The organism is Mesorhizobium sp. M7A.F.Ca.ET.027.03.2.1 (genome assembly GCF_003999175.1).
Lineage (GTDB): Bacteria > Pseudomonadota > Alphaproteobacteria > Rhizobiales > Rhizobiaceae > Mesorhizobium.
Genome location: NZ_RZOM01000041.1, coordinates 1 through 12,929, shown reverse-complemented (window position 1 = coordinate 12,929; position 12,929 = coordinate 1). Strand labels below are relative to the sequence as shown.

The window sequence follows — 12,929 nt, the reverse complement described above, 5'->3', positions numbered from 1 at the left end:
GTTCACCGAAGCAGCTCAGATCGAGACCTCTTCGAGGGAGCCTTTCGCGATCGGTTGGACACCCGCCCGCCGGCCTCTCGTCGACCCGACCAAGGAAATCCCGGCAATGGTCAAGGAAGTTCGCGCCGGCTTCACCTCCCGTCGTCGCAAAATCCGCGAGATGGGCTTCGATCCCGAAGAGATCGATGCCGAAATCGTCGCCGACAACGCTGCTGCCGACAAGAACGGCTTCATCTTCGACACCGATCCCCGCCGCGTGACCATGTCCGGCCAGGGTCAGCAGAACAACCCTGCAAACACAGAGGATTGATCCGATGCCCAATCTCATCGTCAACGGCGAATTGGTCCTCTATGGGCCGGTCGGCATTTCCGACTTTTGGGAAGATACCGGCTTCACCGCTATTCAGGTGATGAGCGCGCTTTCCGAATTACGCGGCGATGTCACGGTCCGTATCAATTCCGCCGGCGGCATCGCCTATGAAGGCGTCGCGATCTACCACCTTCTGAAGAACCATGACGGCAAAGTGAGGATTGTCATCGATGCGATCGCTGCATCGGCCGCGTCGGTCGTCGCCATGGCCGGAGACGAGATCGTCATGCCGGAGGGTACGGTGATGATGATCCACAATCCGAGCGGAATCACGTTCGGCAATGCCGACGATCATCGTGAGACAGCCGACCTGCTTGAACAGCTGGGCACGATCTGGGCGCAAGTCTACGTCAAGCGCACCGGCCTGCCGGAAACGGAAATCGCGGCGATGATGAAGGCCGAAACCTGGCTGTCCGGCGACGAAGCCGTCGCCAAGGGTTTTGCGACCAGCACCGGCCAGAATGCCGCCGAGATCGATAAGGACCCGGTGATGAAGGCCATCGATCAAACCTTCGACTTCTCGACCTATCACAAGGCTCCGGCGTCGCTGATGACGCTGTCCAAGAATCGGAAGGCATCAGGCCTGCCGATGGTGGCGGTGTTGTCCGCCCCGCTTCACCCTCAACCGAAAATGGAGAAAAAGATGCCTCCCGAAAACCCTGTGGCGGACGTCATCAAGCCCGTCGTCGTTCCGACTGCCCCGACTGCCGAAAACACTGCAATGATGCAGCAGGCCGCCACCGCCGAACGCGATCGCGTCAAGGAAATCCGCGCCACGTTCCGTGCCGCAAAGATGACCGACGAGGCGTTCCTCGACGAGCTCATCGATAGCGGCAAGACCCTGATGGAAGCCAAGGCCGCGATCGTCGACAAGATCGCGACCATGAACACCGAAACTGGCGTCAACCAGACCAATGCTGGGCCGGCGGTCGTTACAGCCGAGGCGAGCGAGAAATTCGCAACCGGCGCGTCGCTGGCTCTCACCATGCGTGCCGGCCTGAAGGGCGGCGAGCGAAACGAGTTCTCCGGCATGACGCTGGGCGAACTCGCGCGCATGTCCCTCGACGTCAGGGGGATCAAGAGCGGTGGCCTCAACAAGCTCGCCATGGTCGGCGCCGCCTTCGTGCCGACCATGGCCGGCGGCATGCACACCACGTCCGACTTCGGCAACATCCTTGCCAACGTCGCCAACCGTTCCATGACGGCGGGCTATGAAGAGGCGGCGGAGACTTTCCCGGAATGGACGCGTCCCGGCACGCTGTCCGACTTCAAAGTCTCCAGCCGTGTCGGCATGGGCGTATTCCCGTCGCTGCGCAAAGTGCCGGAAGGTGCTGAGTACAAGTACATCACGGTCGGCGACTTTGCCGAGCCGATTGTCTTGGCGACCTATGGTGAGCTTTTCGCCATCTCGCGCCAGGCGATCATCAACGATGACATGGACGCCTTCACCCGCGTCCCGCGCATGATGGGCGCCGCCGCGATCCGCACCATCGGCGACCTGGTCTATGCCATCCTAACGGCAAACCCGGTGATGTCCGACGGCACCGCGCTCTTCCACGCCAACCACAAGAACCTGCTGACCGGCGCCGGTTCGGCGATGGCGCTCGCCGGCCTGTCGGCCGGTCGTGCCGCCATGCGCATGCAGAAGACGCGCGATGGCAAGGGTACGCTCAACATCGCTCCGGCCTACATCCTGACGCCTGTGGCGCTCGGCGATACGGCGCGTCAGCTAATCGCTAGCCAGGTCGATCCGACCAAGACCAACAATGTGCCGAATCCGGTGCAGAACATGGCCAAGGTCATCGACGATCCGCGTCTGGATGCCGCCAGCACTGCCTCCTGGTATCTGGCCGCGAACCCGTCGACGGCCTCAACCATCGAGGTAGCCTATCTCGACGGCCAGCAGTCGCCGACGCTGGAACAGCAGGACGGCTGGTCGATCGATGGCACCGAATTCAAGGTGCGGATCGACGCCGGCGTTGCCCCGCTGGCGTGGGAAGGCCTGCAGAAGAACGTCGGCGCCTAAGCGCGGGCATTCGCCTCGGCGTCGCGCTTTTGCGCGGCGCTGGAGACATCACCTGAAACTCTCAACCCTCGGAGCTTTACAATGAAAAACTATGTACAGGACGGCCGTGTCCTCACGGTCCCCGCGCCGGCTGACGTTCTTTCCGGCGCTGGTGTTCTCCTCGGCTCGATCTTCGGCGTTGCGCAGACCAACGCGCTGAGCGGCGCCGACGTGCCGATCGTCGTTGAAGGCGTGTTCGAGCTGCCGAAGACGAGCGCGCTTGCCATCGCCATCGGCGACAAACTCTACTGGGACAACACCGCCAAGGTCGTCAACAAGACCTCGTCGGCAAACTCGCTGGTTGGCTACGCGACCTCCGTCGCCGCCAATCCGAGCCCGACCGTTTATGTCAGGTTGAACCCGGGCAGCTTCTGAGCATAACGAAAAAGGGGGCCGGCAGGTCATGGGACTGTTTTCGGACCTGCCGGCAATCTTCACCGGCACCTTCAACGAAGGCGACGTGGTGTCAGTCACGCCAGTCTCCGGCTCCCCTCGGGATGTGTCAGGAATTGCAGTCTTTCGCCGGGCTGGATCGCTAGCAGCCGTCGACGAGATGAGCTTCGCGACCACGGACCCTGAGCTCCACATGGGTGAGGCCGACAGCGGCGATCTTGACGAGGGCGCCCTGGTCTCTGTCCATCCCGCCGCATTGCCTGTCGAACAGTTCAAGATCACCGCCCGTTATCCTGACGGTCGCGGAATGGTCCGTTTCACCCTGCACCTGGTCTAGCCATGGCACATGTTCGAAATCAGTTGTTGCACTGGCTTAAGGGCACGCTGACCGCTGCCGCTGGGGCTGTGCCCATTACCGTCCGCCGTGTGACGCCTTTCCCTGAAAGTATGACGGGCGCGATCGACATCGCCATTTCCGGGGAGCAGTCGCAGGATCTCACCATCAAAGGAGCGCAGCAACGCATTGTCCGGGTGCGGGCCTTGGTCGCGGCGCGCGGCGATTCGGAGCAATCGCAGGACCGGCTGGACGAGCTTTGCACCATCGTTGAAACCACGATCGCCGGCGATCCGAGCTTCGGCGGCCTGGCACGGCAATACGAATACCGCGCCACCGAATTCGTCTTTTCCGGCAATGGCGACCAGCCGATGTCCGTCGCTGCCATGAGCTTCGACGTCACCGTCTTGACCCGCCGTGAAAATCCCCAGGCTGTCGCCTGACCCCCGCCCTGACGCCCTTGGGCAAGGCTTCTCCAAAACCTAACAGGAGGGCATTATGTCCGATCTTTTTGCCGTAGCAGGTGCTGCGTTCTACATGGGCAGCGCCGCAATGCCGCGCCCGGAAGCTGACGTCGTTGCTGCCGATTTTGCGGCGGTCGACTGGACCGAGGTTGCCGACTGGATCCAGTGCGGTTCGTTCGGCGACACGCGCGCGCTGATCAGCACAGACGTCATCAACCGCAAGCGCACCGTCAAGCAGAAGGGCACGGCGAACGCCGGCCAGATGCAGAACAACTTCGCCATAAATTCCAGCGATGAGGGCCAGTTGGCGCTGAGGGCGGCTGCGAACGACCAGAGCAACTATCCCTTCAAGATCGAATGGGATGACGCGCCGGCCGCAAGGTCGTTCGCGGCGACCATCTCAATCGCCAGCCCTGGCGTGGTAACGAAGGTTGCGCATGGCCTGTCTGTCGGCGCCGCTGTGAAAATCGCTACCACTGGCGCTCTGCCCACGGGCCTGACTGCCGGGACAACCTACTATGTCAAGACGGCGCCAGATGCCGACACCTTCACATTGTCGACCACGCCTGGCGGCTCGACTATCACCACGACCGGAAGCCAGTCGGGCACGCATACCGTGACGACACAGCCGACCGGAACGGTGGACTATTTCATCGGCCTGGTGATGTCGGCTGAGAACGCCGGCGGCGGCGCGAATACGGTGCGCGCGCTCAATTCGACGATCGAGATCAACTCGAACATCGTCACCGTTGCTCCGGCGGGCGAGTAGCGCCATGACGAAGGCTTCTCTGGGCGCCGGCAACGTCCACATCCAGCTTGACGGCGAGACCGTCACTCTGCGGCCGACGTTGAAAGCGGCGCAGGCGATCTCCCGCCAGGCCGGTGGCCTGATCGCCACACTGAAGGGACTGTCTGAACTCGATCTTGATGTCGTTACGGGTGTCATTGCGGCCGGGCTAGGTCGGAAGACGGCCGACATCGAAGATGAGGTCTTCCGCACTGGTGTCGTCAGCCTCATTCCCGGCGCCACCGCCTTCATCGGAATCCTGGCCAATGGCGGCCGCCCGTCAGAAGCCGGAGGATCGGGAGAAGAAAACCCTCCTCGCAAGACGGCCGACTAACGCCTGAAGCATTCTATGACGACCTCGCCATGATCGCCATTGGCTGGCTAGGTTGGAGCGAAGAGCAGGCGCTGGCGTCCGACGTCAATGCCATCATGGTTGGCTATGAAGGGCGCTGCGACATGCTGCGCTCCATTTTTGGTGGCGGCGAAGAGAGACCTCCGCCTCCGCTGCCTGTGATGACGCCAAGTGTGCTCAAGGCGATGTTCAGCAAATAGGGAATGTCCTTGGATCAGACGCTGAAATATAACATCGTCGGCGATGCTAGCTCGCTCCTTCGTGCCCACGAAGACGCCAAGCGGTCTGGTGCTGCGTTGACGTCGCAACTTTCGTCTGGCTTCAACGAGACGACAGTGACGATTCAGCGATCTGTCGCTGCGGTGACGGCCATGCAGGCCCGCATCAATGACATGGTCGGGATCGGTTCGCGCGGCACCAAGGAATGGACTGGAGCGCTTGCCCAGCAGGGCCAGATACTTGATCAGTTGCGCGCCAAATACAGTCCGCTATATGCCGCGCAGCAGACCTATCTCGCCAACCTGAACGACATCAAGGCCGCACATTCGATCGGTGCGCTAAGTGCTGACGAAATGTCGGCCGCTATCGTGCGTGAGAAGGCTGCATTCGCCGCGACCGTAGTAAATATGAGCAAGGTTGGCGGAGCAGCAAAGCTGACATCCAACCAGCTTCTGAACCTCTCGCGCCAGGGCAACGACGTTGCCACGATGTTTGCCCTGGGCGCACCGCCGATGCAGATTTTTGCCTCTCAGGCCGGGCAGGTTTACGACGTGCTCGAACAGGGTTCTGGCGGCATCAAGGGATCGCTGTCGGCGATCGGCGAAGGTGTTCTCGGGCTTGTCACCAAGTTTCCGCTTGCTTCAGCGGCAGTCGCCGCCGGTGCAGTTGCGCTCGCGGCTTACGCTGTTGTCGGTGGCACACGGATCCGGACGCTTGACGACATCCTGAAAAGCCATGCCGACAACATCAGGCTTCTAGGCGATGCCTATGACCAGGTCAGTGGCAAACAGCAGAAATATGCGGCACTTACAGCGCGTTCTGTCGGCGCCCTCAATGAGAAAGACATCAAGGACGCTAAGGATCTGCTTGCCTTGCAGATTAACAGCATTTTTGACAGCGTCGAGCCGGCGATCGGTGGCGGTAGCGGACAGCAAGGGCCTTTGGAGCGGGTCTTGCGGTCGCAGTTTGAGCCCTTCAAGCAGGCTCTCGCTGAACTAGGCAAGACGTCTGACGTTCAGAAGTTCATTGATGAAATCGACCGCATCGCCGAGGTCAACCCGTCTCTTTCGTCCGCCCGCGACGAACTGAAAGGTTTGGCGCTCGAAGCAGCGAACACTGCCGCTCGGATTTCGGAAATGTCGCCGAAGGTTTCCGATCTGGTAGACATCGTCGATCAGTTCAATCGGCAGGTTGCCGATGTCACCGCCGAGCCAATCCGCAAAGCGCTGCAGGACATCTTCGATGAAGCTAGAGGCGGCAAGGAACCGCTCGACGAGATCCTCACCCAGATTGCGACGCTCCAGCAGGCAAATCCCAGCTTCTCCGGCATCATCGCCGGCTTCCGCGACCTGATTAGCAAGGCGTATGAGGCCTCTGCCGCGATCGACAGCATCTCGCAGAGCGGTCCGACCAATGGTCGCCAGAAGCTGCCGGTCGGTATCTTGCCGGATTCCGCGCCGGTCCCGGACATCAGACCAAACGCCGAGGATATTGGCGCGGCCAACGACAAACGGGCCGCGCGCGCCGCCCGTGGCTCCAATCCCTATCGCGATATCCTGAAAAGTGCCCAGGATCGCATCGACCAGATGAAGATCGAACTCGATCTCACCGGCCAAGTGGGTGTCGCGGTCGATACGCTGCGCAATTATCAGGAGTTGCTCTCACGTGCCACCGACCACGGACGTACGATCGGCGAAAAGCAGAAAGCCGAACTGCACGCACGCGCCGAAGAGATGGCGAAGCTGGCACAGGCGACCTCGGAAGCCAAACTTCAGCAGGATCTCCTGTACGATCGTGCGCAGCTTGGACGCTCCGATATCGATCAGCAGATTGCAGACATGCAACGCTCGGCCGGCCTGCCGGTCGATTTGGATTCCGCCAGCGCAGGGATGTTCCGCATCAATGAGCAGATCCGGACTACGCAGGATGCATGGAAGGGCTTTGGCGATGCGGCGGAAGACGCGCTCGGCAAGTTGATTGACGGCACCGGAACATGGAATGACGCGCTCAAGGCGATGATTCCCGCCCTCGAAGACCTGATCATGCAGCTTCTCAAGGCGCAGTCCATCGGTATGGGCGGCAGCGGTGACTTCTCCCTCGGCGGGCTGCTCTCCAGCGCGTTCGGCGGCGGCGGAGGCATGAACGCGTTCCCTGGCGGCGGATCACTTAACAGCACGGGCGGCCTCTACGCGAACGGCGGGGTATTCGACAGGGGCATCAGCGGCTTCTCAAACACCGTGGTTGATCGCCCCACGCGTTTCAAATTCGCCAGCGGGGCTGGTCTCATGGGCGAGGCCGGACCGGAAGGCATTTTGCCCCTCAGGCGAAACAGCGCCGGCCAGTTGGGCGTCATGGCCGCCAACAGCAACCATCAGGCTCCATTCAACTTCACCTTCGCGCCTGTCATGCAAGGTGGGGACAAGTCCTCGAACGATGACGGCGTCAAACAGCTCCGCAAGATGTTCGACCAGGAATTCCTGCCGCGCACGGTCAAGGCGATCCGTGAGGCCAAGACCAGGGGAATGCTCAAATAATGGTCGCCTTCCCCGACGTCCCCTATGCGAAAGGACTGCCCAAGCTGGTGCGCACGACCTCTGTCTCGCGCGCCGGAAAGCGGTTCATGGCCGCGATCGAGACCGTCGATCCGCTCTGGCAGATCATCGTCGAAAGCGCTCCGCTGGCGCGTGACCTGATCCCCGGCATGCGGGCCTTCATCGACGAGTGCAACAGCGCCATCAAGACGATCATCTGGGCACCGACCTATCTGGACGTGCCGCAGGCCTATCTTGCCGATCCAGGCAATGCTGCCCTGGCAAACGATGGCAACCTGGTATCCGGCACCGGCGGCCTGACCATCGTGGCGAATTCCGTCACGACCGGTTTGGACATTCGCCGCGGCGATCTCATCAGCCTGGTCAAAGACGACTATCGCTCGATGCATACCGTGATGACCGGCGCGGTTGCGGCCTCCAGCAGCATCACTCTCGTCGTCGAGCCCTACGTGCCCAGCTACATCACCGCCGGCGCCGTGGTGAAGTTCAAGAACCTCGAGCTCAACGTGCGCATGGAGCCGAACTCCGGAGAGATGACCGACGACTATCTGCCCGTCGCGACCTTCAACCTTCAGGAGGTGCCAAAATGAGTTTTCCGACCCGCCTGCAGACCGTCCTGTCGGAAGGGCGGGCCGTCATCCGTTCCGGCATCAAGATCGCCTGCACGACCGGCACGTACGGCTTCTGGAACGGCAAGGGCGACATCACCGTGGACGGCCTGGTCTACTGGCCGAATTCGCTGATCAGCGTCTCCGAGCCGGTCTATGGCCTTGGCACCGCCGCCTCGACCTTCACTGTCGAACTGGTCGCCAAGCGCGATTCCGGCCTGACGCCCGACAAGCTGCTGCTGATCGAGGATGAAGGCTACAAGGATGCGCCGGTAACGGTGTTCGACTTCTACTTCGATCCCGACGACCGCTCGTTCCTGCATGCCGAGCCAGGCGCGTACGGCTTCATCGACACGGTCGACCATTCCCGTGACAATGGCGAAAAGAAGCTGATCGCCAATGTGCGCTCCGGCGCCATCGCCAACCATCGCGACGGATTCCGCACCGCAAGCCATCAGGATCAGCAGCTCGTTTCGCCCGGCGACCGCATCTTCGAATTCGCCAGCACCGTGCGACACGAGTTCTTCGACATCACCTTCGACTGAGGCAATCCCGTATCATGCTCGAACTCATCCGGTTGCCCGACTGGGACCGGCGCCTTGCGCGTCTGGTCAACCACCACAAGTCGATGCCCGGCGTGTGGGGTGTGTCCGACTGCCTGCTGACCGTTGCCGACGCCATCGAAGCGATGACAGGCACAGATCCCGCTGCCGACATCCGCGGCAGATACAAGAGCGAAGCCGGCGCGGCGAGGATACTGCGCAAGCGCGGCTTCGACGACGTCGAGATGGCATTGGCCAGCCTGTTCCCCATGGTCGGCCGGCTGATGGCGCAGCGCGGCGATGTCGGCGTGGTCGGGCGCAACGGCATGCTTTGCGCAGGCTTCATCACCGATCTCGGCTTTGCCGTGAAGACAGAGGCCGGCCTGTCTTTCGTCTCGCAGATGACCATCAAATCCGCATTCAAGGTCGGCTGACTTTATGCCGTTCCTGATCCCGATCATTGCGCCGCTTGCCAGCGCGGTCGGCCTTGGCGGCTTCGCCTCGTGGCTCGGCGGCTCGACCATCCTTGCCGGCCTCGCCCGTTTCGGCATCGGCCTGGCAGCGAAGTATGCCCTCGGCGCGATCTTCGGCCAGCAGGAACCGCAGGCGCAGGCGGTCCAGCTCGATACGGTCTATGGCGAGGATCTGGCGCGCACGGTCGGTCTCGGCGTCTATGGCACCGCCGGCCAGAAGCTTTACCGCAACGCCTATGGCTCGGGAAACCGGTCCATCCAGGACGTCTACAAGCTTTCCGACTTCCGCATCACCGGCATCACACGCGTGCGTGCCGAAGGCGAATGGCGCTCGCTTGGCGGCATCGAGGATCCGGTCAAGGGTTTCCGCGTCCAAGGCATAGACGGGGAAATCTGGGTCAAGGTCTATCTCGGCACCATGGATCAGGTGGCCGATGCCGGCCTGATCGACGAGGCCAATCCGCCCGGCCGCTGGAGTGAGGATCATCGCGGCGCCGGCATCGCCTATGCGGTCGTCACCATGCAGCTCGACCGCGAGAAGATGCAGCAGCCGTGGGAGGCCTTTTTCGAGGTGCAGGGCGCCCCGCTTTACGATTGGCGCAAGGACAGCACCGTTGGCGGCAGTGGCGCCCATCGCTGGAATGACCAGGACACATGGGAGTTTTCGGAAAATCCGGTGCTGATGGTCTACGGGCTGGAGCGCGGCTTCTTCAACGGCACGGAAATGATGGTCGGCAAGGGCGTGCCGGCCGGGCGCCTGCCGCTCGGCGAATGGACGCTGGCCGCCAATGTCTGCGACGAGAGCATCGGCCTGCTGAAGCGCTACTCCGCAGGCGTCATTGCCGCGGCAGGATCCGGCGTTACCCACGACCAGAATATCCAGCCGCTGTTCGAATCCTGCGCTGCGACGTGGATCGAGGACGCCTCGGGTGAGTTCCCCATCGTTGGCGCCGCGCAATCGACGGTGTTCACCTTCACAGACGCCGACATCATGGTCGATGAGACCTTCCGTTTCTCGACCAAGCGTACCAAGTCGGAACTGATCAACACGCTGGCAGGCACGTTCCGTGATCCGGATGCGTTCTTTGAGCAGACGCCGTTCGCGGTGCGAATCGACGAGGTGGCCCTCGCCGAAGATGGCGAGCGCCTGGCGGTGGCCATCCCCTACGGCGCGGTCAACAAGGCGGAGGTCGCCGATCGGCTGGCCGACATAGCCTTCAAGGCCAGCCGCTTCCAGGGCAATGGCGATGTGGTCATCCATCCGATGTTCCTCGCCGATGCCAAGGTCGGGCGCTGGTGCGAATGGGATTCGGCGGAGTTCGGCACCCGCAAATTCCAGATACTGGAAAAAACGCTTGGGCCGCTCGGCGACAAGGGCGCGCGCAATATTCATCTGAAGCTGCAGGAAGTCGGCGACGAGATTTTCGACGGCACCGATTACACGACGGTGCCGCCAGTGCCGGAGCTTCCCGGCCCGCCCGACTATCAGACCGAAGCCGCCAATTTCCTCGCCTTCGGTGTGGCGCAGCAGGTCACCGGTTCGGCGGAGAAAATCCCCGGCCTGCGCTTCACCTGGAATGCGTTCACCGACATCACCGTCGTGTCGGTCGATATCGAATACCGGCCGCAGGGCCAGACCGACAGCATCGTCAAGCGCGCCAATGTGCCCGACCAGGTGCTGATCACCAGCGATGGCGTTCTGGCTGCGACAACCTACGAGTACCGCCATCGCATCATCACGCGTCCGGTGCGCACGACGTTCTTCACTGATTGGGCCACCGTTTCGACGCCGGCCGCGACCGTGCCTGCCGTGTCGGTCGGGCTCGGCCAGTTGCAGCAGGATGTCTACCAGGAACTCGCGAACCTGCGAGGCGAGATCACCGATACGTTCTCGCGCCTCAACGATCTAGCCGCGGCGGTGGTCGACGCCTCCGGACGCGTGGCCAAGGATAATTCCGTCGCGGTGCGCTTCCGCAACGCAACAGCAGTCGCGTTGCGCACCATGACAGCTTCGATCGAGGAGACCGAGGCGGGGCTGGAAGCGCAAGCCGAGATCCTCGACGCGGTCCAGGCGACGGTCGGCGATGCCTCCTCCGGCATTCTTTGGCGCATGCGTGCGGTCGCTGGTACCGGCGATGTGGTGGCACAAGTTGTGCTCGACATCCGGGCGACTGCCGGCGATGCGTTCGCGGCGGCCGGCACGCTATGGGAGGCGGGCTTCGTCGGTGGTGATCCGCTGCAGCCCTTCTCGCGGATGGTGGTGAACGTCGGTTCGTTCATCGTTACAGATGGCACCGACACCGGCACGCCACTGGTGTTCGAGGATGGCGAACTGAAGCTCCAGGTGGCGCGGATCGGCACGGCCATTGTCGAGGTTCTACAGTCCGCCAACAACAAGCTGGTTATCACCGGACACGACGATGAAGCCAAGATCGAGCTGTTCGCATGAGCACGCGCGGCTTCATCGGACTGGACGGCTCCGGCGTGCCTATGGTCAAGATCATGGCCGATGCTTCCTACGATCCTTTGTCGACGCCGGACACGGATTGGGAAAAGCACCGCTTCAATTCGCGCAACACCGAATACAGCTACATCGACGACATCATCATTTGGCCACGCACTGTCACGACTTACTATCCGGCCGGCCGCAACTCGTCGAACTATGTTCTCAAATGCGAGAGCGGTGGCTTCGTCTTCTGTCATGCGGCGCGGGCAATCGCCTATTACGGATTCCTGCCGATCATCGAGCATCGCTATATCGATCCGACGAACAACAAGGCGAGGATCTACCGCGACGACACGCTGACCAACGGCAATCCCAATTCGATGGCCAAGGTCAAGCAAAACAGCGGCATTCGGACAACCTCGGCCTATGACAATCTGAACAACCATCCCGACGAGATGGTTTCGCAATTTGGCGCTGTGGCCAGTCCGTATTGCGCCATGTCGATCGTCACCCGCTTTCCCTGCGACAGGGACTACACCGCCCTGACGACACCGCCCGTCAGCGGCAACTGCTTCTTTGTAGTTGACGAGAAGCGCGGCTACGCGCGCATCTCTCGCGGCGCGGTCGATGCTCGGACGGCGATTGCCTCACAGTGCATCGTCCATGAGGATCAAAGACCCCTGACGATCGTCGCGACGGGATCGACGACGTTGACGGCGGGACAGACGCAGGTGATCGCCCTCGGCGTCGACGTGCCGGATGGCTCGATCCCCTACATTATCGGAGCGGCGGCCGGCAACATGGCCGCGTTCTCGGCCCCATCAAGCGCCTTTCTGATCGACGCCACGATCTCAGGGAACAACCTGACGATCGTTAACGGAAACGCCGTGTCGATCACGGTTTTCTACAATGTCATGGTCCAGAACCAGCAGACCGCGACGACGGGCGGTTCCGGCAAGATCCTGTTTACCGACGAGGGTGAGATCAAGATGCTTCGCCCCGGCGCGGCCTCGCCGCCGGTGCCGGCCGATATCCTGCTGTGGAGCGAATATCGCTACTGCCCGGTGGTCGCCTATGGAAAAGTGGCGGATACGCTGTTCTCCGGGACACCGGGCGTCTCGTCACCTGCGCGGACCTACACGCTTTCGGTTCCGGCGCTGGATAATCCGCCCATCATCCTGACGGCACTGCAGAAGATCGGCGCCGACGCCAATTTCAACGATGGCGACATTCTGATCAACGCCAACTGGGCGTCGGCTGCATTCGGCGTGACGCTCCAGCTCACCAACTGGTGGGTCTATGACGCCGCCGCGCACACCATCAC

General features: G+C 61.9%; 13 protein-coding genes and 1 pseudogene. All 14 read left to right on the top strand.

What is annotated here, in order from left to right:
* A pseudogene (locus EN750_RS03625) lies at nt 1-310 on the top strand (phage portal protein); the annotation flags it as partial.
* A gap of 4 nt (nt 311-314) precedes the next feature.
* Nucleotides 315-2,396: a ClpP-like prohead protease/major capsid protein fusion protein gene (locus EN750_RS03620; protein ID WP_127395654.1), complete on the top strand. Its 2,082-nt coding sequence runs from the start codon at nt 315-317 to the stop codon at nt 2,394-2,396.
* A gap of 81 nt (nt 2,397-2,477) precedes the next feature.
* Nucleotides 2,478-2,810 (top strand): DUF2190 family protein, encoded by a 333-nt coding sequence (locus tag EN750_RS03615; protein WP_127395653.1) that lies wholly within the window; start codon nt 2,478-2,480, stop codon nt 2,808-2,810.
* A gap of 28 nt (nt 2,811-2,838) precedes the next feature.
* Complete coding sequence (locus tag EN750_RS03610; protein WP_127395652.1) at nt 2,839-3,165, top strand: hypothetical protein; 327 nt, start codon at nt 2,839-2,841, stop codon at nt 3,163-3,165.
* 110 nt (nt 3,166-3,275) lie between these two features.
* Nucleotides 3,276-3,605, top strand: coding sequence for a hypothetical protein (locus EN750_RS03605; protein WP_127395651.1), 330 nt, complete (start codon nt 3,276-3,278; stop codon nt 3,603-3,605).
* Nucleotides 3,606-3,660: 55 nt separating this feature from the next.
* Complete coding sequence (locus tag EN750_RS03600; RefSeq protein ID WP_127395650.1) at nt 3,661-4,395, top strand: hypothetical protein; 735 nt, start codon at nt 3,661-3,663, stop codon at nt 4,393-4,395.
* 4 nt (nt 4,396-4,399) lie between these two features.
* The gene (locus EN750_RS03595) at nt 4,400-4,747 is read left to right on the top strand and encodes a hypothetical protein (RefSeq protein ID WP_127395649.1); all 348 of its coding nucleotides are present in this window, start codon (nt 4,400-4,402) and stop codon (nt 4,745-4,747) included.
* Nucleotides 4,748-4,776: 29 nt separating this feature from the next.
* Nucleotides 4,777-4,965, top strand: coding sequence for a hypothetical protein (locus tag EN750_RS03590; protein WP_127395648.1), 189 nt, complete (start codon nt 4,777-4,779; stop codon nt 4,963-4,965).
* 9 nt (nt 4,966-4,974) lie between these two features.
* Nucleotides 4,975-7,518: a phage tail length tape measure family protein gene (locus EN750_RS03585; RefSeq protein WP_189526028.1), complete on the top strand. Its 2,544-nt coding sequence runs from the start codon at nt 4,975-4,977 to the stop codon at nt 7,516-7,518.
* Nucleotides 7,519-7,604: 86 nt separating this feature from the next.
* Entirely contained in the window at nt 7,605-8,126 is a 522-nt protein-coding gene (locus tag EN750_RS03580; RefSeq protein WP_127395646.1) for a hypothetical protein, read from the top strand.
* A complete protein-coding gene (locus EN750_RS03575) occupies nt 8,123-8,689 on the top strand; it encodes a DUF2163 domain-containing protein (protein ID WP_127395645.1) in 567 nt (188 codons plus the stop codon). Before EN750_RS03580 ends, EN750_RS03575 begins: the two co-directional genes overlap by 4 nt.
* A gap of 14 nt (nt 8,690-8,703) precedes the next feature.
* Complete coding sequence (locus tag EN750_RS03570; RefSeq protein WP_245482597.1) at nt 8,704-9,120, top strand: hypothetical protein; 417 nt, start codon at nt 8,704-8,706, stop codon at nt 9,118-9,120.
* 4 nt (nt 9,121-9,124) lie between these two features.
* The gene (locus EN750_RS03565) at nt 9,125-11,608 is read left to right on the top strand and encodes a hypothetical protein (RefSeq protein WP_127395644.1); all 2,484 of its coding nucleotides are present in this window, start codon (nt 9,125-9,127) and stop codon (nt 11,606-11,608) included.
* A partial coding sequence (locus EN750_RS03560; RefSeq protein ID WP_145967390.1) for a hypothetical protein occupies nt 11,605-12,929 on the top strand: 1,325 nt, incomplete at its 3' end. The genes EN750_RS03565 and EN750_RS03560, both read left to right, overlap by 4 nt.

Excerpts from the sequence above, each read along its gene's own strand:
- EN750_RS03615 (WP_127395653.1), top strand. The coding sequence starts at position 2,478 with ATGAAAAACTATGTACAGGACGGCCGTGTCCTCACGGTCCCCGCGCCG.
- EN750_RS03590 (WP_127395648.1), top strand. The coding sequence starts at position 4,777 with ATGATCGCCATTGGCTGGCTAGGTTGGAGCGAAGAGCAGGCGCTGGCG.
- EN750_RS03620 (WP_127395654.1), top strand. The coding sequence starts at position 315 with ATGCCCAATCTCATCGTCAACGGCGAATTGGTCCTCTATGGGCCGGTC.
- EN750_RS03600 (WP_127395650.1), top strand. The coding sequence starts at position 3,661 with ATGTCCGATCTTTTTGCCGTAGCAGGTGCTGCGTTCTACATGGGCAGC.
- EN750_RS03595 (WP_127395649.1), top strand. The coding sequence starts at position 4,400 with ATGACGAAGGCTTCTCTGGGCGCCGGCAACGTCCACATCCAGCTTGAC.
- EN750_RS03565 (WP_127395644.1), top strand. The coding sequence starts at position 9,125 with ATGCCGTTCCTGATCCCGATCATTGCGCCGCTTGCCAGCGCGGTCGGC.
- EN750_RS03605 (WP_127395651.1), top strand. The coding sequence starts at position 3,276 with ATGACGGGCGCGATCGACATCGCCATTTCCGGGGAGCAGTCGCAGGAT.
- EN750_RS03610 (WP_127395652.1), top strand. The coding sequence starts at position 2,839 with ATGGGACTGTTTTCGGACCTGCCGGCAATCTTCACCGGCACCTTCAAC.
- EN750_RS03580 (WP_127395646.1), top strand. The coding sequence starts at position 7,605 with ATGGCCGCGATCGAGACCGTCGATCCGCTCTGGCAGATCATCGTCGAA.
- EN750_RS03575 (WP_127395645.1), top strand. The coding sequence starts at position 8,123 with ATGAGTTTTCCGACCCGCCTGCAGACCGTCCTGTCGGAAGGGCGGGCC.
- EN750_RS03570 (WP_245482597.1), top strand. The coding sequence starts at position 8,704 with ATGCTCGAACTCATCCGGTTGCCCGACTGGGACCGGCGCCTTGCGCGT.